Here is a 17,563-nt window from a genome sequence, read left to right as displayed (position 1 = left end):
TCATTTTCAGGCACCATTTTTCCTATTGAACGGCATTCGACATGCACCGGCGACCGTGCTAGCTGATCGCCGAAGGGCCCGATGGCCCACAGCGCCGGTTCACACAGCGATTTGCCCCCATGCTTCCACTTGGTCCTGCCCAGATTCCCGCACTGATCAAACAGGCCCGCGCGCTTGAGGGCGCAGGTCAACTGGAACAGGCCCGCGCGAAATATGCGAACGCGCTTGCCATCGACGCCCGGCTTGCGCCCGCGATGTTCCAGATGGCGCAGATCGATTTCAAACTGCAGCGGTTCGACAGCGCCGCCGGTCTTCTGGACCGGGCGCTGAAGCTCAAGCCCGGCGAGCAGGCGCTTTGGGGGCTGTATGTCCGCGTTCTGGAAAAGCTGGACGACCGCGCGCGCACCGCCAGCTTTCTTGAACGGGCCAAGGCGGCCCCCCTGCCGCCGAAATTCGTGGTCGCGATGCAGGACGCGCTGACCGGAAGCCGCACCAAGTCGCGCGTCGACCTTGGCGGCGCCCCGCCGGCCGAGGTGCAAAAGGCGATCCGCATGATGGAGACCGGCGACCCCGCCGGTGCGGTTCGCGTCGTCTCGGCCCTGCGCCGGTCGCATCCCGACGTGGCGCTGCTTGCCGATATCCTGGCCAATGCGCAGGCCGTGCTTGGCAATACCGCCGAGGCCGATGCCGCCTTCCACGACACGATCCGCCTTGCCCCGGACTATGCCGAGGGGCTGGCGAACTATGGCGCATTCCTGCAACGCACCGGCCGGCCCACCGAGGCTATTCCGCACCTGCAGCGCGCGGTGAAGCTGATGCCCCGAATGACCCGCGCTTGGGTGGCGCTGGGGGCGGCGATGGTCCCCGCCGATCGCCCCGGCCCGCAGGCCGAAGCGGCGTTGCGCAAGGCGCTGGCGCTTGACCCGAAACATCCCCAGGCGCTTCTGGAACTCGCGCAGCTGCAATTGCAGGAACACCAGGCCCAACAGGCGGTCGAAACCGTACGCGCCGCGTTGAAGGCAGGTGCGGACCCCGAAGTCGCGCGCCTGTGTCTTGGCCGCGCACTGGCCGAACTTGGCGACGAGACCGGCGCCTTGGCGGAGTTCGACGCGCTTCTTGCCGCGAATCCGGACTTCGGCCCCGCCTATACCGCGCGCGGCGGCACGCTTCAGACCCTTGGCCGCTTCGACGAGGCCCACGCCGACTTTCGCAAGGCTTTGGAGATCATGCCGAAGAATGGCGAAAGCTACCGGATTTTCCTGCTGGCCGAGAAGATCTCGGCCGACGATCCGCTGATTCCGCAGATGGAGACGTTGGTCGAAGACGAAACGGTTACCGAGTTCTCGCGCGCCAACATCGGGTTCGCGCTGGCGAAAGCGATGGAGGACACGAAGCAATACGACCGCGTCTTCACCTATCTCCGCCCGGCCAACGACCTGACGCGCAAGCTTCACCCCTATGATATCGCTGAGCGGCGCGACCGCATCGACGCGATCCGCACAGCGTTCGGCGGGCGCGACCTGCCCGCGCGCAAGGTCGCGGGCACCAGCGATTTCGCCCCGATCTTCGTGACCGGCCTGCCCCGGTCCGGCACGACGCTGGTCGAGCAGATCATCGCCAGCCACTCCCGCGTCACCGGCGGTGGCGAACTGGGCTACCTGCCCTCCGAGGTCGAGCGCGTTCTCGCAGGCCCCGACCACGTGTTCCACGACATCGACAAGGTTTCCGACGCCGACATCGCCCGCGCCGGCAAGATCGCGGCCGAGCGGATGCTGGCGCTTCACCCCGGCGCCGATATCGTCACCGACAAAAGCGTGCAAAGCTACCTGATGATCGGCCCGATCCGGATGGCCCTGCCGAAGTCGCGCATTGTCGTGGTGCAGCGCGATCCGCGCGACAACCTGCTGTCGATCTATCGCAACATGTTCGCGCCGGGCCTGCATCTTTACAGCTACGATCTCAAGGATCTCGCGGCCTACTACCACCTTTACGAAGAGATCCTCGCCTTCTGGCGCGCCGAGGCCCCCGGCTGGTTCTACGAGATCCGCTACGAAGACCTGATCGCCGATCCCGAAGCGCAGTCGCGCGCCCTGATCGAGGCCTGCGGGCTGGAATGGGAAGACGCCTGCCTGAACTTCCACGAGAACAAGCGCCGGGTCGACACATTATCGGTTCACCAGGTCCGTCAGCCGATCTACAAGAGCTCGCTGAAAGCGTGGGAGCGCTACGGCTCAGAGATCGACGAACTGCTTGACGCGCTCGGCGGCGATTACGCCAGGAAGGATTGACCATGGGTCTCGACGACATCACCGCCCGTGTTCGCAAGGCCGAACAGGACGCGGGCCGCGCGCCCGGCTCGGTGGATCTGATCGCGATCTCCAAGGTGCAGCCGCTGGAGCGGGTCGAAGACGTGCTGAAGGCCGGGCACCGGATGTTCGGCGAAAACAAGGTGCAGGAAGCGGCAGGCAAATGGCCCGGCTTCCGCGAACGGTTCGACGGCGTCACGCTGCACCTTGTCGGACCGCTTCAGACCAACAAGGCGCGGCAGGCGATAGATCTGTTCGACGTGATCGAAACCGTCGACCGCCCGAAGCTTGCCCGCACGCTGGCGCGGCTGAAGGACGAACTGGGGACCTGCCCGGACCTCTACGTGCAGGTGAACACCGGCGAGGAAGAGCAGAAGGCAGGCGTCTCGCCCGACGAAACCGACGCGCTGGTGGCCGAGTGCCGCGAGTTGGGCCTGCCCGTCGTCGGCCTGATGTGCATCCCCCCGTTCGACGAGGAACCGGCGCTGCATTTCGCGCTGCTGGCGAAGATCGCGGCGCGTAATGGGCTTGAGAAGCTGTCGATGGGCATGAGCTCGGATTTCGAGACGGCCATCGCACAGGGGGCGACCAGCGTGCGCGTGGGCTCAGCCATTTTCGGCGACCGCGTTTACTGACCACCGCTATACGGCGGGCCTCCGCCGCGATCTTTTACCCAGAAGAAGCAAGGGTGCGCGGGACGATCAGTTCCGCACCCGGCTTCAGCCACGCCGCCAGCGCGTGCAGGTGATCGCGCCGCAACGCCACGCAGCCCGCGGTCGGATACCGCGGCATACGCCACTGGTGCATGAAGATCGCGGACCCACGCCCCGGCGTCGCGTCCGGGTAATTCCAGTCGGTTATCAGGATCAGGTCGTACAAGGGATCGGCCCGGCGCAGGTGTTCGTGGCTGGGCGCGTAGGGTGCGCGGACAAGGTGGTTGTATGCCGCGTCGCCGTCGTCGTCGGACCACAGGTCGCGCGGCCCGATGGGAACGGCCCAGCCGTTCGGACAAGCGATCCGGTCCGCCCGGTAAAGACAGCCGACGATGCGGTGAATGCCCACCGGCGTCGCGCCGTCCCCCTCGCGCTTGTCCGCCCGGACACCGCCCCGTCCGATGGCGCAGGGAAACAGCCGCGCCCCAACGCGCAGACCCTTTGGGCACAGCACCATTCTCTGCTTCTTTGGTCCTGAAATATCCCGGGGGTTCGGGGGCAGCGCCCCCGACGGATCGACGCCGAAGGCGGCGAGCCCCTTCAAAGGATATGCCCCGACTTCTTCGCCTTGGTATCGAGATACTTCGCGTTCAGCGGGTTCAGCCCGACCTGCAGCGGCACACGCTCGGTCACCGCAACGCCGTGGCCCTCCATCATCGCGACCTTCTTCGGGTTGTTCGTCAGCAGCCGCACCTCGCCAAAGCCCATGCGCTTCAGGATGTCCGCGCCGATCCGGAAATCGCGCTCGTCATCCTCGAAGCCCAGCCGGTGGTTCGCCTCGACCGTGTCGAAGCCCTGATCCTGCAGCGAGTAGGCGCGCATCTTGTTGGCCAGCCCGATGCCCCGCCCTTCCTGGTTGAGGTACAGCAGAACGCCTGCCCCTTCCTCTCCCATCTGCGCCATCGCGGCGCGCAGTTGCGGACCGCAGTCGCATTTCAGCGACCCCAGCACATCGCCGGTGAAGCAGGCCGAGTGCAGCCGTGCCAGCACCGGCTTGTCGCGCGGGGGGCGGCCGATCTCGACGGCATAGTGTTCTTCGGCGCCGTTGTCGGGGCGGAAGACGTGGACACGCCCTGCCTCGGATACGGCCATCGGCACGCGGCCCGAGATGACGTCACGCATCGGGCTTGCGGCTTCCATCTCGGGGCCCGCCGCCGCCGCGTCGATCAGGGTCAGGTGGTGCGCGGCCGCCAGCGCCGCGCCGTTCTCGACCGGCACCAGCACCGCGGCGGGCAGCAGGCGGGCGGATTTCGTCAGCGCGATCGCCGCGCGGGACAGCCCGGCGCCTCCGCCGCGCAGCGAGACATGCGGCCCCTTCATCGGCATCGCAAGATCGTCGGCCGGGTCGGCCATGCCGCTGATCCAGCCGATGTCCGCAACGTCCGGCACCGTTACCCGCGCCAGATCGCCGTCGTAGGCGCGGGCCTTCAGCGTCTCGGCCCGCCGCGCCGTGATCGCCAGGTGCGGCACACCCAGCGCCCGCAGATCCGCAAGCCGCGCGGCGTCCAGCGTCTCGGCCGAGGCCGCAAGCGCCGCGCCGCCCGCGTCGAACAGGACGACCGGCAACCCCATGCGCAGATCGGCGCGGGCGCGCGACAGCTGTTCTGCGATGGTGGGGTCCAGGGCCATTTACGAAATCCGGCTGTTTCGGTGCCGTTTGTTACGGGTAGCCTGAGATATGAAACATTTCCGCCTGTGTCGACACGAGCGCGTGAAATCGTTGCAGCAAATCTTGCAGGGAACCGGTTTCGCGCTCAAGTCGTTGATCACGAACGAAGGAGATCGCCGTCCATGTCTACGAATTTGAAGAAGATCCTGCTTGTCGACGACGATGACGACCTGCGCGAGGCGCTGAGCGAACAGCTGGTCATGACCGAGGATTTCGATGTGTTCGAGGCCGGGAACGGCCACGACGCGCTCGAAAGGGCCAAGGAAGGTCTGTACGACCTCGTGATCCTCGACGTCGGCCTGCCCGACACGGATGGCCGCGAGCTGTGCCGCGTGATGCGCAAACAGGGGGTGAAATGCCCGATCCTGATGCTGACCGGCCATGACAGTGACAGCGACACGATCCTCGGCCTCGACGCCGGTGCGAACGACTATGTCACGAAGCCGTTCAAGTTTCCCGTCCTGCTGGCCCGCATCCGCGCCCAGTTGCGGCAGCACGAACAGTCGGAAGACGCTGTCTTCCAGCTTGGGCCGTACACCTTCAAGCCCGCGATGAAGATGCTGATCACCGAGGACGACCGGAAGATCCGCCTGACCGAGAAAGAGACGAACATCCTCAAGTTCCTGTATCGCGCGACCGAAGGCGTGGTGGCGCGCGACGTGCTGCTGCACGAGGTCTGGGGCTATAACGCGGGCGTCACGACCCATACGCTCGAGACACACATTTACCGTCTTCGGCAGAAAATCGAACCGGATCCGTCCAATGCGCGCCTTCTTGTGACCGAATCCGGCGGCTACAGATTGGTGGCATAGGATGCCCCTGCGTAAGGTATTCCGGACTATCGCAAAGGTTGTCACCGCGTAGTCTGATCACCATATCGCAAAGAGACCCCGCCGCATGTCCGGGTAATGGCATGCACCTCCCTGTTGGACTGGCCCGGGCACCTTTGCCCGGGCTTTTTTTTCGCGGCAACGGTCGCGCGTTCAGTGCTCCTCGGGCGCCAGTGCGGGCACGCCGCACATCGCCGAAACCTCGTCCAGCGCCGCGTGGCTGCCGCTCAGGCTGATTTCCTGGATCACTGCGGCCAGCCCGGTGCCGAAGATCAGCCGGGCCCGGCTTCCCGCCATCAGGGCGGCGATCATCGCCTCGTCGCGGGCCGCGTCGAAGGGAGTGGCGAAATCGGCCATGTCCTCGTCCGGGCCGTCGTTCGGCAGGCGCGACAGAAACAGGTGCGAGACCATCTTGCCGTCGACCTGTACCGACAGCGGAACGTCGGGCTGGGCCATGTCCTGCCCGCCCAGCGCCACCCGGATCAGCGGGTTGCCGCCCTCGGGCAAGCAGGCGACGGCGAAGCAGAAGAAGGCGCCGGTGTCGGCGTCGTCATAGGGGCAGACGGCGGCGCCCTTGCCAAGGTCGTGGCTGAACGTCTCCCATCCTTCCGCCATGGCGGGGCCTTGTGGAAAAAGCGTCAACGCTATGAAAAGGCATGAAGCAGGGCGCAGCATTCGTGACATTCACCGAGTCGTCCGTAGCGGGCCGCCCCATCTTGGCGCGGACGCCGGACCGGTCAAGCGCGCAGGTCCCCGCCCGCCGAAACGTGATGCGCGTGGTCGGGCGGGGGGCCTTTTGGCCGGACCGCGTGCAGGCTAGTCTGCGGGGGATGTAACCAGACGGAACCAGCCGATGCTCCGCATGTTGATCCTTGGGCTTTGCCTTGCGCTTGTCGCCGGATGCGGCGGGCGCGAACGCCGCGCCGCAGAGGTGCCGCTGAACCAGGGCGAGTCGCCGGAACTCCGGGCGCTGATCAACAAGTACGCCGACTATTACGACGTTCCGCGCGCGTTGGTGCATCGGGTCGTCCAGCGCGAAAGCCGCTATACCCCCGGCGCGCGCAATGGCCCCTACATGGGGCTGATGCAGATCCACCCGACCACCGCGCGCACCATGGGGCACCGGGGCCCGCCCGAGTCGCTTCTGGATGCCGAAACGAACCTGCGCTACGCGGTCAAATACCTGCGCGGCGCGTGGCTGGTGTCAGGCGGCGACGTGGACGAGGCGATCGGCTGGTACGCGCGCGGCTATTACTACGAGGCGAAGCGTCTGGGGCTGCTGGAAGAAACCGGATTGCGCTGACGAAGCACCCAGAGGGAGAGCGCCGGGCGCGGCGCGCCTTCGCCCTTGAGCCTGTCCCGCACCCCGCCTAGGGTCCGCCGCACCGCGAACCGGAGACCCCCATGCCCTTCACCCTTGCCACCTGGAACATCAACTCTGTCCGCCTGCGCGAACCGCTGGTGCTGAAGCTTCTGGCCGAGGAACAGCCCGACGTCCTGTGTCTGCAAGAGTGCAAGAGCCCGGTCGACAAGATTCCTGTCGAGAACTTCAAGGCGCTTGGCTATCACCACCTCGTCGCGCGGGGTCAGAAGGGCTACAACGGCGTCGCCGTGCTGTCGAAGATCCCGATCGTCGACGTGGGCGACATGGATTTCGCAACGCTGGGCCACGCCCGCCACGTCGCGGTGAAACTGGAGAACGGGGTCACGATCCAGAACTTCTATGTCCCGGCGGGCGGCGACGAGCCGAACCGCGAGATCAACGAGAAATTCGGGCAAAAGCTCGATTATCTTACCGGCATGCGCGACTGGTTCCACGCCGAACGGCCGCAGAAGGCGATCCTTGTGGGCGACCTGAACATCGCCCCGCGCGAAGATGACGTCTGGAACCACAAGCAGCTTCTGAAGATCGTCAGCCACACACCCATCGAGGTCGAGCATCTGGCGCAGACGCAGGATGCTGGCGGCTGGGTCGATATCACCCGTCAGGATATTCCCGAGGGGCTTTTGTACTCGTGGTGGTCCTACCGCGCCCGCGACTGGTCGGGGGCGGACAAGGGGCGCAGGCTCGACCACGTCTGGGCCACGTCCGACATCGCGAACGCGGGCCACTCCAGCCGCGTCCTGCGCGACGCCCGCGGGTGGGAGAAGCCCTCGGACCACGCCCCGGTCTTCGCGACGTTCGATCTGTAGGCTTGCCAGACCCCGTCCCCCGCGCAACGCTTCAACCAGGGGAACAGGGGACAGCCAATGCCACAACGCGCCGTAGACGCCGTCACGCCGGACGAGATCCTGTCGTTCTGGTTTCCGGACAGCCTTGCCGACGGCGTCCCCGAGGACCATGCGGCGTTCTGGAACAGCCGGATGCATGGCGGGATGGATGCGGCGATTGCCGAGACCTATGCCGACGTCACCGCCGCTGCCGCGCGCGGCGCCTTCGACGGCTGGGCGGACACGCCAGAGGGACGGCTTGCGCTGTTGCTGACGCTGGACCAGTTCCCGCGCTCGGTCTGGCGCGACACCCCCGCCGCCTTTGCGCAGGACATCAAGTCCTGCCGCCTGTGCCTTGACGGACTTGCCAACGGTCATTTCGAGGCGCTGAAGACCCCGTGGCATCGCCTGTTCTACATGATCGCCATCGGCCACTGCGAAGGGCCGGACCACCTTCAGCGGATGGACCTGATCATCGACATCACCGACACGAAGATCGTTCCCATGTCCCCGGACTTCGGCAACATCTACGATGAGGCCGGCAACCAGCCGCGCCGGGTGCGCGAGATCATCCGCCGCTTTGGCCGCCACCCGCACCGGAACCCCGTTCTGGGCCGTCCCTGCACCCCCGAGGAAGACGCCTATATCGCCACCGGGGATTTCCCGCACGAGCGGCGCATCGAGCCGAAAGACTGATCCGACAGCGGCACCATCGCGCACGGCACTTGCAAGACCGCCGGGCATGCTCCATCTAACCCAACGACACCGATTGCACGAGATGATGGGGCATATGCCATGCTGGAACTGGGCCAGAACACCGACCAAGCCGCGCCGCAAGGCGACCTGATCAAGGACGTGACCGAGGCGAACTTCGTCGCCGAGGTGATGGAAGGCTCGCAGGAGGTCCCGGTCATCGTGGACTTCTGGGCACCGTGGTGCGGCCCCTGCAAGACGCTGGGCCCGATGCTGGAACAGGCCGTGACCGACGCCAAGGGCAAGGTCCGGATGGCCAAGCTGAATGTCGACGAAAACCAGCGCCTTGCCGCGGCGCTGGCGCAGCAGGGCCTGCCGCTGCAGTCCATCCCGACCGTCGTCGCCTTCCACCAGGGCCGGCCGGTCGACATGTTCCAAGGCGCCGTGCCGCAATCCGAGATCAAGGCCTTCGTCGACCGCGTCGCCGCGCTGGCCGGTGACGGCGGCCTTGGCGAAGCCCTCGAGGCCGCCGAAGCGATGCTGACCGAAGGCGCGGCGGTCGACGCCGCCCAGACCTTTGCCGCGATCCTCGGCGAAGAGCCCGAGAACGCCGCTGCCTATGCCGGGCTTGTCCGCGCGCATATCGCGATGGACGATCTCGATCAGGCCGAAGCGATCCTGAACGGCGCACCCGCCGCGATCAGCACCGCACCGGAACTGGAAGCCGCGCACGCCCAGCTTGACCTTGCCAAGCAGGCGTCGAACGCTGGCCCGGTCGCCGAACTGTCCGCGCAGGTCGAGGCGAACCCCGACGACCATCAGGCCCGGTTCGACCTTGCGCAGGCGCTGTACGCGAAGGGCGAGGCGGAAGAAGCCGTCGCCCAGCTTCTGGAATTGTTCCGCCGCGACCGCGAGTGGAACGATGCCGCCGCGAAGCAGCAGCTTTTCACCATCTTCGAGGCGCTGAAGCCACAGGATCCGGTCGCTCTGAACGGCCGCCGCAAATTGTCGTCGATGATATTTGCCTGAGGTATGCGTCGGGCTAGGTTTGGCACATGATTTCAGCCGCCGACCTGCCCGACACGATCCCTGTGTTTCCCCTGCCCGGCGCCCTGCTGCTGCCGCGCGCGAAACTGCCGCTGCACATCTTCGAGCCGCGCTATCTGGCGATGCTGGACGACTGCATGAAAACCCCGCAGCGCCTGATCGGCATGGTGCAGCCCTATGAAAGCCCCGGCGGCACACCGGACCGGCTGCATCGCATCGGCTGCGCCGGCCGCCTGACGGCCTTTTCCGAGACAGAGGACGGCCGCTATTTGATCACCCTGACGGGCATCTGCCGGTTCCGCGTCCGCGAGGAAATCGACGGCTTCACGCCCTATCGCCGCTGCGAAGTCGGCTGGGACGATTTCTCGCGCGATCTTGGCCCGGCGGAACACGACCCCGGCTTCGACCGCAGCGACTTTCTGGGCCTGCTGTCGCGCTATTTCCAGGAAGAGAACCTCAAGACCGACTGGGAAGCGATGCGGGAAGCCGATGACGAGCTGCTGATCAACTCGCTGTCGATGCTCTGCCCGTTCGAACCGGAAGACCGGCAGGCGCTGCTAGAGGCACCATCGTTGTCGACCCGGCGGGAAACGCTGGTTACGTTGATCGAGTTCGCCCTGAGAGGCGGCGCTGGCGACGAGATCATGCAATGACCGACGATACGAACGAACGCCCCCCGGTGCTTCCTACCCCCAGCGACGACGCTTCGGTCCCGGCCCCCGCGCCCGCGTTCGACCGGCGGATGCTGGAATCGCTGGTTTGCCCACAGACGCAGGCGGTGCTTAGCTACGACGCCACGCATCAGGAACTGATCTCTCGCGCGGCGCACCTTGCCTTCCCGATCCGCGACGGCATTCCCGTGATGCTGATCGACGAGGCGCGCCCGCTGGAATGACGCCGGGCTAGAACAGCAGCCCCATCACGCCGCGCCGGATCAGGTTCAGCCCGGCCACGACCAGCACCAGCAGCATCGCACGGCGGAACTTTACCGCGTCCAGCCGGTCGTGCACCCAGTAGCCCGCGACCATTCCCAGCACGCAGGGGATCAGCATCGCGAAGGACAGCGGCAGCGTCTGCGCGTTCAGCACGCCAGACCGCAGGTGCGACGCCAGCAACACCACGGACCCCGCGGCATAGACGACGCCCTGCATCCGCATCGCCTCGCCCTTCGGCGCCTGGATCGCGGTGAGATAGGCCACGGTCGGCGGCCCCCAGACCCCGGACAGCCCGCCGGTGAAGCCTGCCACCGCCCCGATCATCAATTCGGCCCGGGTCCGGTGCTCGGGGCGGATATGCAGCTTCCATCCCATGATCTGCACCAGCGCGAAACCGGTGATCGGGATGCCCAGCAGCAGGTAGAACACCCAGCTTGGGATCACCCGCACCAGCTGAGCGCTGCCCGCGATGAAGACCAGCACGATCAGCATGTACAGCCAGTACTTGCGCACCGTCCCCAGCGCCGCCGCGACCCCGTCGCGCAGGGCCTGCCACACGTTCGCCGCCACGGTGGGGATGATCAGCGCTGCAAGTGCGAGTTCGGGGGCCAGCACGGACCCCAGACCGGAAATCATGATCATCGGAAGCGCGAAGCCGACCGCCCCTTTCACGAAGCCCGCGAACAGGGTCACACCGACCGCGAAAGCAAGAATCGCAGGGGGAATCTGGGTGAAGATCTCGAACATCGGCAAAGCTCCTGACCGTTCCCGACCGTCATACAGGCTTGTGCGGCGCTGCCTAGTTGTTAATCCGTAAAGTCATTTTACATCCCCTTGCGTACCATTTTTGAATTATTGTTGCGCTGCGACTGCAAAGGCGCTATCTCCTCCCGACGTAGCGGAAAAGGAAATGCCCGATGCCCCATGACGGACAGGACATGTCGACGGACCCCGTGATGCTGCCGGACCTTCTGGCGCTGACCGCCGATGCCGTGCCGGCGGCCGAGGCCCTGCTGGACAAGGCGCGTGCGCGCGTCCGCGCGGAAGTCGTCGACGGCGACCGGGTGTCGCCCGCCCGGATCGAGGCGCACCAGTCCGCCGCCCATGCGCTCGCCTGGCTTGCAACCTACGTCGAATCGCTGCGGCAGATGCAGCATTGGGCCGAAGCGCTGGAGGCCGAGGGCCGGTTCGGCGAGATGGAGCGGCTGATCCACCAGATCGCGTTCGGCGAATACCTCTGGCAGATCTACGGCGGCATCCCGATGAGCCAGAACGAGACCGCGCGTCCGCAGGACATGTACCTGACGCAGGACGACCAGCGCACCCTGATGATCCCGTCGGTGATGACCCTGACCCAGTCCGGCAACACGCAGGCCGCGCGCATGAGGCTGGCCACGCTGATGCAGGACAACGCCGGGCACGCCACTTTCGGCGCCACCGGTCTGGACGACGAGCTTGAGATGATCCGCGACCAGTTCCGCCGGTTCGCGGACGAACGCGTCATCCCGCACGCGCAGGACTGGCACCTGAAAGATGAACTCATCCCGATGGAGATCATCGAGGATCTCGCCGAGATGGGCATCTTCGGTCTGACCATCCCCGAGGAACACGGCGGCTTCGGCCTGTCCAAAGCCTCGATGGTCGTGGTGTCCGAGGAACTGTCGCGCGGCTATATCGGCGTCGGCTCGCTGGGCACCCGGTCCGAGATCGCGGCGGAACTGATCCTCTGCGGCGGCACCGAAGAGCAAAAGGCGCACTGGCTGCCGAAGATCGCGGCCGCAGAGATCCTGCCGACAGCGGTGTTCACCGAACCCAACACCGGCTCTGACCTCGGATCGCTGCGCACGCGCGCGGTGAAAACGGGCGACGACTATGAGATCACCGGCAACAAGACGTGGATCACCCACGCCGCCCGCGCCCACGTGATGACCCTGCTTGCGCGCACGGACCCCGACAGCACCGACCACCGCGGGCTGTCCATGTTCCTTGCGGAAAAGACGCCGGGCACCGACGCCGATCCCTTCCCCACCCCCGGCATGACTGGCGGCGAAATCGAGGTACTGGGCTACCGCGGGATGAAGGAATACGAACTCGGCTTCGACGGCTTCAAGGTGCAAGGCGGCAACCTGCTTGGCGGGGTCGAGGGGCAGGGCTTCAAGCAATTGATGCAGACCTTCGAAAGCGCCCGCATCCAGACGGCGGCCCGCGCCACCGGCGTCGCCCAGTCGGCTCTGGAAACCGGCCTGCAATATGCAACGGAACGCCAGCAGTTCGGCAAGCCCCTCGCCGCCTTCCCGCGGGTTGCGTCGAAACTCGCCATGATGGCGGTCGAGATCATGGTGGCGCGCCAGCTCACCTACTTCTCCGCCCGCAGGAAAGACAGTGACGAGCGCTGCGACCTCGAAGCCGGGATGGCGAAACTGCTGGGCGCCCGCGTCGCCTGGGCGGCGGCGGATAACGCGTTGCAGATCCACGGCGGCAACGGCTTTGCCACCGAGTACCGGATCAGCCGCATCCTGTGCGACGCCCGTATCCTGAACATCTTCGAGGGCGCCGCCGAGATCCAGGCCCAGGTGATCGCGCGCCGTCTTCTGGCCTGACGCCCGACACCCACCGCGCAGGGGGACGCTGTCCCCCGCGCCTTCGGCGCTCCCCCTGAGGTACTTTGGAAAGAGAAGAAAAGGACAGCCGCTTCTTCTCTTTCTAAATACCTCTGCCAGAGGCTCGGCCCGCAGGGCCGATCACTTGGACAGGAACGCCTTCATCCGCCCCAGCGCTTCGCGGATATTGTCCTGCGAGTTGGCATAGCTCAGGCGGATGTAGCCTTCGCCCAGTGTTCCGAAATCCGGGCCGCCAACGGTGGCGACGCCGGTTTCTTCTAGCAGGGACAACGCGAGTTTCTTGGCCTTCCAGCCGGTCTGCGACACGTTCGGGAAGGCGTAGAACGCGCCCTTGGGCGTGATGCACGAGACGCCGGGCAGGTCATTGGCGAGGTCGACGACCAGCTTCCGGCGGGCGTCGAATTCGGCGACCATCTTCGCGACTGCATCCTGGGGGCCGGTCAGCGCCTCGAGCGCGGCGTATTGCGAGGGCGTGTTGACGCAGGACCATGCGTTGACCGCCAGTTTCCGGGCCTTGTCGTACAGGTCCTGCGGCCAGACCGAATAGCCCAGCCGCCAGCCGGTCATCGCGTAGGTCTTGGACCAGCCGTTCAGCAGGATCAGGCGGTCCCGTATCTCGGGGTAACCCAGGAGGGTGACGTGCTCTTCGCCGTCGTAGAGCATCTGGTCGTAGATCTCGTCCGACATGATCGCCACCTCGGGCCAGTCGGCGAGGCCCGCGACCAGCTTGTCCACCTCGGCGCGCGGCGTGACGCCGCCGCAGGGATTGGCGGGCGAGTTGACGATGATCAGGCGCGTCTTGTCGGTGATCAGCGACAGGGTTTCCTCGGCCGAGAAGGCAAAGCCGTTCTCTTCGCGGATCGGGATCGGTACCGGTTTCGCGCCGGTGAATTCGATCATCGAGCGGTAGATGGGGAAGCCGGGATCCGGGTACAGGATCTCGGCCCCCGGCTCGCCGAACATCAGGATCGCTGTGAACATGGTGACCTTGCCGCCGGGGACGATCAGCACGTTGTCGGGGTTCACCTCGGCCCCGAAGCGCCGGTGCAGGTCGGCCGACACCGCCTCGCGCAGGGGCGGGATGCCGGTGGCGGGGGTATAGCCGTGCTGGCCGTCGCGCAGCGCCTTCACGGCCGCTTCGACGATGTTCTCCGGCGTCGGAAAATCCGGCTGGCCGATACCGAGGTTGATGACGTCCATGCCCTGCGCCGCAAGTTCCCCGGCGCGCGCCAGCACGGCAAAGGCGTTTTCTTCGCCGATGCGGTCAAATCCCGCGATGGTCTGCATGGCTGTCCTCCCTGTTCCGGCCGTCCCGAGGTTGTTGCGTATCGGACCGCGTTTGGCAATGACCGCGCGGCTTGAAACCGGGGGCCGGGCGGGCTAGATCGCGGGCAGAGGACGGCCTCGCCATCAAGGTAATTCCGACCGGGACGGCCCGGACATACTGGAAGGAAACTCTGTCATGGCGTGGATCATTCTCTCTGCCGCCGGCCTGCTTGAAATCGTCTGGGCGCTGGCGATGAAGAAATCCGAAGGCTTCACCGTGCTTGTCCCGTCGATCGTCACGCTTGTCGCGATGTTTGCGAGCTTTGGGCTGCTTGCGGTCGCGATGCGCACGCTGCCCCTGGGCACCGCCTATTCGGTCTGGACCGGGATCGGCGCGGTGGGCGCTTTCCTTGTCGGCGTCATGTTCCTTGGCGAAGCCGCCACACCGATGCGCCTGACGGCGGTCGCGATGATCGTGGGCGGGCTGGTTCTGATGCGGCTGTCGGGCGGTCACTGACCGCCGGGACGGTCCAGCCGGGCCTGCAGATCGACAAAGCGCTGCCGTGCCGACGGCAGCGCCCGATCTCCCAGCGCGGGCGCCAGCCAATGTTCCATGAAATGCCCTGTCGTGCGCAGTCCCTGCGCCACCTCGGACGACGGTGCGTCGTACAGAATGCGCAAACAGCGCGGCAGCGGCAGCAGCCGGTCTTTCCACTCGCCCGCCCCCGCCTCTGATACCGCACGCCCGGTGCGGGGCGAGACATAGTCCAGCCCCTGCGTCGCCCCGGTCACCGCGCAGGCGCTGAAGTCGAGGCCGAAGCCCATCTCGTCCAGCAACGCGAGTTCCCAGTGCAGATAGGCAAGCGGCCAGAGATCCGGCGTATCCAGCATGTCCAGCAGCGCGACGCTGCGGTGATAGAGCGGCTCGTGCGCCTCGCGCTCGGGCAGCGTGAAGGACAGCAGCGCGGTCACCGCGTTCAGCCCGGCCAGCGCCAGCCGGTCGGACATCACCGACGCGGCGCGGCTTTGCAGCGGTTCCACGGTGAAGGCGCCCAGATGATCCTCGAGCCGCGCGCGCCATGTCACGTCAAGCTGCGCGCCCGGCTGAAGGATCGGCGCGGTCTTGCGGCTGGCGCCGCCACGGACGACGCCAAGGTGCCGGCCACGGCCGGGGGTGAAGACCTCGATGATCGCGCCGGACTCGCCGTGGCGACGAGAGGTCAGCAGGATTCCCTGATCGCGCCATTCCATCCGCCAAATATCGCTGCGTCACGGCGGCCTGCAAGTGTTTGCCTCGCGAAGAAACTGAACCAGTATAATTTCATGCTGCTGTCCGCCCCCGCCCGCACCTGTGCCGCCATCGTGGCGGCTTTGGCCGTGCTGTCGCTGTGCCTGAAGTTCGGGATCACGCAGATGGAGACGGGGGACCGGATCGCGGGCGTGCTGTGGGCGCAGGCGCGGTACTTCACGATCCTCACCAACGGGCTGGTCGCAATCCTGTTCATGGCGATGGTGATGGCCGGCCGGCAGGTGTCCGACCGGCTGATCGCCGGGTTGGTTCTGTGGATCGCCTCGGTCGGGCTGATCTATCGCCTGTTGCTGGCCGAGTTGTGGGAGCCGCAGGGGCTGCAACGGATTGCAGATCAGGGGGTGCACGCCGTGGTCCCGATGTCGGTGTTCCTGTGGTGGGTGATCTTCGCCCGGAAGAACGACATCGGGTGGCTGGACCCCTTGCGGTGGCTGCTGTGGCCGCTTGCCTATCTTGCCTATGCGCTGGTGCGCGGCGCTCTGGACGGGGTCTATCCCTATCCGTTTCTCGACCCGGGCCGTCTGGCCCCTCCGCAACTGGTGTGGAACTGTGCCCGGCTGATGGAAGGCTTCGTCGGCGCCGGGTACCTGCTTTTCGGCGCGACACGCCTGTCGCCGAGACCCGCCTAGCTGTCGAGCCCTTCCTCATCCAGCAGGTGCCGGCCGGCGCGGTCCTCGACCTCGATCACCCACAGGTCCGGATCGAACGATCGTTGTTTCGTCACAGAGGCGTCGACCGAAGCCTCGTCTCCCTCTGCCAATACAACCCAGCGCCGTTCGCCTGTCATCAGGTCGACCGACCGCTGGTACAGCGTCGCCGTTCCGTCAAGCGGGCTTTGCTTGATCAGGACCGCGCCCGCCGTCGCATCGCCCTTCGAGACGACGAAGGCCGGGATATCCGCCAGACGCAGCCGCGCCAGATAGGCCGAGACCCAAAGGTCCGAGGTCAGGCGCGCCATGGGTTCAGCCGTTGCCGTCCGAAAAATCGAGGCCCATCGCGGAGTAGCGTTCTTTCTCGTCCAGCCAGTTGGGCCGCACCTTCACTTGCAGGAACAGGTGGACGGGGCGGTCCAGCATCTCTGTCAGTTCCTCGCGCGCCGCCTTGCCGACGGCTTTCACCGTCTCGCCGCGCTTGCCCAGCACGATGCCTTTGTGGCCGTCGCGGGCGACATAGATCATCTGGTGGATCACGGCGGACCCGTCGTCGCGTTCTTCCCAGCTCTCGGTCTCGACCGTCAGCTGATAGGGCAGTTCCTGATGCAGGCGCAGAGTCAGTTTCTCGCGCGTGATCTCGGCCGCGATCATCCGCATCGGCAAGTCCGAAATCTCGTCTTCCGGGTACAGCCACGGGCCTTCGGGCATGCGGTCGGCAAGCCAGTGCCGCAGGTCATCGACGCCATGGCCCTTCTCTGCCGAGATCATGAAGGTCTCGACGAAGGGGAAACGGTCGTTCATCTTCTTGGTCAGCGCCAGCAGCGCGGGGGCCTGCACCCGGTCGATCTTGTTGATCACCAGCGCGACCGGACGGTCGCCGCCGCGTTCCTCCAGCCCCGCGATGATCGCCTCGACGCCATCGGTCAGGCCGCGCTGCGCCTCGATCAGCAGCAGCACCTCGTCGGCATCCCCGGCCCCGGTCCAGGCAGCCGCGACCATCGCGCGGTCCAGCCGCCGGCGCGGACGGAACAGGCCCGGCGTGTCGACGAACACGATCTGAGCATCGCCTTCCAGCGCGACGCCACGGATCCGGGCGCGGGTGGTCTGCACCTTGTGGGTCACGATCGACACCTTGGTGCCGACCATCGCGTTCAGAAGCGTGGACTTGCCCGCGTTGGGCTCTCCGATCAGGGCAACGAAGCCGGCTTTCTGGGTCATGTCATGTCCAGTCTGGGAATCGCGCGTTCCTACATGATCCACCGGACCGGGGCCAGAGACCAGTACCTACGACCAGTACTTACGACCAGTAC

20 protein-coding genes are annotated in these 17,563 nt (G+C 66.1%); 12 read left to right on the top strand and 8 right to left on the bottom strand.

Annotated features, from left to right (window positions below; translation table 11 throughout):
* Positions 1 to 119 precede the first annotated feature (119 nt).
* Complete coding sequence (locus ACP156_RS10625) at positions 120 to 2,288, top strand: tetratricopeptide repeat-containing sulfotransferase family protein (RefSeq protein WP_425051295.1); 2,169 nt, start codon at positions 120 to 122, stop codon at positions 2,286 to 2,288.
* A 2-nt stretch (positions 2,289 to 2,290) separates the two neighbouring features.
* Positions 2,291 to 2,941: a YggS family pyridoxal phosphate-dependent enzyme gene (locus tag ACP156_RS10620; protein WP_425051294.1), complete on the top strand. Its 651-nt coding sequence runs from the start codon at positions 2,291 to 2,293 to the stop codon at positions 2,939 to 2,941.
* 34 nt (positions 2,942 to 2,975) lie between these two features.
* Here ACP156_RS10620 and ACP156_RS10615 read toward each other — a convergent pair whose 3' ends face one another.
* Positions 2,976 to 3,476: a L,D-transpeptidase family protein gene (locus tag ACP156_RS10615; RefSeq protein ID WP_425051293.1), complete on the bottom strand. Its 501-nt coding sequence runs from the start codon at positions 3,474 to 3,476 to the stop codon at positions 2,976 to 2,978.
* Positions 3,477 to 3,559: 83 nt separating this feature from the next.
* Positions 3,560 to 4,648 carry a GTP cyclohydrolase II gene (gene ribA / locus ACP156_RS10610; protein ID WP_425051292.1) on the bottom strand — a complete coding sequence of 363 codons (1,089 nt, stop codon included), beginning with the start codon at positions 4,646 to 4,648 and terminating at the stop codon, positions 3,560 to 3,562.
* Between the two features lie 162 nt (positions 4,649 to 4,810).
* Between ribA and ACP156_RS10605 the strand changes: the two genes are divergently transcribed.
* Complete coding sequence (locus ACP156_RS10605; protein WP_425051291.1) at positions 4,811 to 5,500, top strand: response regulator transcription factor; 690 nt, start codon at positions 4,811 to 4,813, stop codon at positions 5,498 to 5,500.
* 171 nt (positions 5,501 to 5,671) lie between these two features.
* Here the strand turns inward: ACP156_RS10605 and ACP156_RS10600 are convergent, their stop codons facing one another.
* Positions 5,672 to 6,133 carry a hypothetical protein gene (locus ACP156_RS10600; RefSeq protein ID WP_425051290.1) on the bottom strand — a complete coding sequence of 154 codons (462 nt, stop codon included), beginning with the start codon at positions 6,131 to 6,133 and terminating at the stop codon, positions 5,672 to 5,674.
* Positions 6,134 to 6,371: 238 nt separating this feature from the next.
* Here ACP156_RS10600 and ACP156_RS10595 point away from each other — a divergent pair, with 238 nt between their 5' ends.
* The 6 genes from ACP156_RS10595 (at position 6,372) to ACP156_RS10570 (ending at position 10,364) form a co-directional block, all read left to right on the top strand.
* Positions 6,372 to 6,821 carry a transglycosylase SLT domain-containing protein gene (locus tag ACP156_RS10595; RefSeq protein ID WP_425051289.1) on the top strand — a complete coding sequence of 150 codons (450 nt, stop codon included), beginning with the start codon at positions 6,372 to 6,374 and terminating at the stop codon, positions 6,819 to 6,821.
* Positions 6,822 to 6,922: 101 nt separating this feature from the next.
* Positions 6,923 to 7,711: an exodeoxyribonuclease III gene (locus ACP156_RS10590; RefSeq protein WP_425051288.1), complete on the top strand. Its 789-nt coding sequence runs from the start codon at positions 6,923 to 6,925 to the stop codon at positions 7,709 to 7,711.
* 57 nt (positions 7,712 to 7,768) lie between these two features.
* Entirely contained in the window at positions 7,769 to 8,425 is a 657-nt protein-coding gene (locus ACP156_RS10585; RefSeq protein ID WP_425051287.1) for a DUF924 family protein, read from the top strand.
* A 99-nt stretch (positions 8,426 to 8,524) separates the two neighbouring features.
* Positions 8,525 to 9,451, top strand: coding sequence for a tetratricopeptide repeat protein (locus tag ACP156_RS10580; protein WP_425051286.1), 927 nt, complete (start codon positions 8,525 to 8,527; stop codon positions 9,449 to 9,451).
* A 26-nt stretch (positions 9,452 to 9,477) separates the two neighbouring features.
* A complete protein-coding gene (locus ACP156_RS10575; RefSeq protein ID WP_425051285.1) occupies positions 9,478 to 10,122 on the top strand; it encodes an LON peptidase substrate-binding domain-containing protein in 645 nt (214 codons plus the stop codon).
* Positions 10,123 to 10,211: 89 nt separating this feature from the next.
* Complete coding sequence (locus ACP156_RS10570) at positions 10,212 to 10,364, top strand: Trm112 family protein (RefSeq protein WP_275632279.1); 153 nt, start codon at positions 10,212 to 10,214, stop codon at positions 10,362 to 10,364.
* A 7-nt stretch (positions 10,365 to 10,371) separates the two neighbouring features.
* Here the strand turns inward: ACP156_RS10570 and ACP156_RS10565 are convergent, their stop codons facing one another.
* Complete coding sequence (locus tag ACP156_RS10565) at positions 10,372 to 11,151, bottom strand: sulfite exporter TauE/SafE family protein (protein ID WP_425051284.1); 780 nt, start codon at positions 11,149 to 11,151, stop codon at positions 10,372 to 10,374.
* 170 nt (positions 11,152 to 11,321) lie between these two features.
* Here ACP156_RS10565 and ACP156_RS10560 point away from each other — a divergent pair, with 170 nt between their 5' ends.
* A complete protein-coding gene (locus ACP156_RS10560; RefSeq protein ID WP_425051283.1) occupies positions 11,322 to 13,004 on the top strand; it encodes an acyl-CoA dehydrogenase family protein in 1,683 nt (560 codons plus the stop codon).
* 141 nt (positions 13,005 to 13,145) lie between these two features.
* On the opposite strand, the gene ACP156_RS10555 is transcribed toward ACP156_RS10560, so the two are convergent.
* Positions 13,146 to 14,312 (bottom strand): pyridoxal phosphate-dependent aminotransferase, encoded by a 1,167-nt coding sequence (locus ACP156_RS10555; protein ID WP_425051282.1) that lies wholly within the window; start codon positions 14,310 to 14,312, stop codon positions 13,146 to 13,148.
* Between the two features lie 175 nt (positions 14,313 to 14,487).
* On the opposite strand from ACP156_RS10555, the gene ACP156_RS10550 reads away from it, so the two are divergent.
* Positions 14,488 to 14,808: a DMT family transporter gene (locus ACP156_RS10550; protein WP_425051281.1), complete on the top strand. Its 321-nt coding sequence runs from the start codon at positions 14,488 to 14,490 to the stop codon at positions 14,806 to 14,808.
* Here the strand turns inward: ACP156_RS10550 and recO are convergent.
* Positions 14,802 to 15,542 (bottom strand): DNA repair protein RecO, encoded by a 741-nt coding sequence (recO, locus tag ACP156_RS10545; RefSeq protein WP_425051280.1) that lies wholly within the window; start codon positions 15,540 to 15,542, stop codon positions 14,802 to 14,804. The genes ACP156_RS10550 and recO overlap by 7 nt on opposite strands.
* Positions 15,543 to 15,614: 72 nt before the next feature.
* On the opposite strand from recO, the gene ACP156_RS10540 reads away from it, so the two are divergent.
* Positions 15,615 to 16,229, top strand: a complete 615-nt coding sequence (locus tag ACP156_RS10540; RefSeq protein ID WP_425051279.1) for a Pr6Pr family membrane protein — start codon at positions 15,615 to 15,617, stop codon at positions 16,227 to 16,229.
* On the opposite strand, the gene ACP156_RS10535 is transcribed toward ACP156_RS10540, so the two are convergent.
* A complete protein-coding gene (locus tag ACP156_RS10535; RefSeq protein ID WP_425051278.1) occupies positions 16,226 to 16,558 on the bottom strand; it encodes a DUF1491 family protein in 333 nt (110 codons plus the stop codon). The two genes, ACP156_RS10540 and ACP156_RS10535, sit on opposite strands and share 4 nt — an antisense overlap.
* A 4-nt stretch (positions 16,559 to 16,562) precedes the next feature.
* Positions 16,563 to 17,471, bottom strand: a complete 909-nt coding sequence (gene era, locus ACP156_RS10530) for a GTPase Era (protein ID WP_425051277.1) — start codon at positions 17,469 to 17,471, stop codon at positions 16,563 to 16,565.
* Positions 17,472 to 17,563 lie beyond the last annotated feature (92 nt).

The organism is Psychromarinibacter sp. S121 (genome assembly GCF_049801035.1).
GTDB lineage: Bacteria > Pseudomonadota > Alphaproteobacteria > Rhodobacterales > Rhodobacteraceae > Psychromarinibacter.
This window is presented reverse-complemented; position numbering and strand designations above follow the sequence as displayed.

Bases quoted from the DNA above. Each gene is read 5' to 3' on its own strand.
- ACP156_RS10625 (WP_425051295.1), top strand. From the start codon at position 120: ATGCTTCCACTTGGTCCTGCCCAGATTCCCGCACTGATCAAACAGGCC.
- ACP156_RS10620 (WP_425051294.1), top strand. From the start codon at position 2,291: ATGGGTCTCGACGACATCACCGCCCGTGTTCGCAAGGCCGAACAGGAC.
- ACP156_RS10615 (WP_425051293.1), bottom strand. From the start codon at position 3,476: ATGGTGCTGTGCCCAAAGGGTCTGCGCGTTGGGGCGCGGCTGTTTCCC.
- ribA (WP_425051292.1), bottom strand. From the start codon at position 4,648: ATGGCCCTGGACCCCACCATCGCAGAACAGCTGTCGCGCGCCCGCGCC.
- ACP156_RS10605 (WP_425051291.1), top strand. From the start codon at position 4,811: ATGTCTACGAATTTGAAGAAGATCCTGCTTGTCGACGACGATGACGAC.
- ACP156_RS10600 (WP_425051290.1), bottom strand. From the start codon at position 6,133: ATGGCGGAAGGATGGGAGACGTTCAGCCACGACCTTGGCAAGGGCGCC.
- ACP156_RS10595 (WP_425051289.1), top strand. From the start codon at position 6,372: ATGCTCCGCATGTTGATCCTTGGGCTTTGCCTTGCGCTTGTCGCCGGA.
- ACP156_RS10590 (WP_425051288.1), top strand. From the start codon at position 6,923: ATGCCCTTCACCCTTGCCACCTGGAACATCAACTCTGTCCGCCTGCGC.
- ACP156_RS10585 (WP_425051287.1), top strand. From the start codon at position 7,769: ATGCCACAACGCGCCGTAGACGCCGTCACGCCGGACGAGATCCTGTCG.
- ACP156_RS10580 (WP_425051286.1), top strand. From the start codon at position 8,525: ATGCTGGAACTGGGCCAGAACACCGACCAAGCCGCGCCGCAAGGCGAC.
- ACP156_RS10575 (WP_425051285.1), top strand. From the start codon at position 9,478: ATGATTTCAGCCGCCGACCTGCCCGACACGATCCCTGTGTTTCCCCTG.
- ACP156_RS10570 (WP_275632279.1), top strand. From the start codon at position 10,212: ATGCTGGAATCGCTGGTTTGCCCACAGACGCAGGCGGTGCTTAGCTAC.
- ACP156_RS10565 (WP_425051284.1), bottom strand. From the start codon at position 11,151: ATGTTCGAGATCTTCACCCAGATTCCCCCTGCGATTCTTGCTTTCGCG.
- ACP156_RS10560 (WP_425051283.1), top strand. From the start codon at position 11,322: ATGCCCCATGACGGACAGGACATGTCGACGGACCCCGTGATGCTGCCG.
- ACP156_RS10555 (WP_425051282.1), bottom strand. From the start codon at position 14,312: ATGCAGACCATCGCGGGATTTGACCGCATCGGCGAAGAAAACGCCTTT.
- ACP156_RS10550 (WP_425051281.1), top strand. From the start codon at position 14,488: ATGGCGTGGATCATTCTCTCTGCCGCCGGCCTGCTTGAAATCGTCTGG.
- recO (WP_425051280.1), bottom strand. From the start codon at position 15,542: ATGGAATGGCGCGATCAGGGAATCCTGCTGACCTCTCGTCGCCACGGC.
- ACP156_RS10540 (WP_425051279.1), top strand. From the start codon at position 15,615: ATGCTGCTGTCCGCCCCCGCCCGCACCTGTGCCGCCATCGTGGCGGCT.
- ACP156_RS10535 (WP_425051278.1), bottom strand. From the start codon at position 16,558: ATGGCGCGCCTGACCTCGGACCTTTGGGTCTCGGCCTATCTGGCGCGG.
- era (WP_425051277.1), bottom strand. From the start codon at position 17,471: ATGACCCAGAAAGCCGGCTTCGTTGCCCTGATCGGAGAGCCCAACGCG.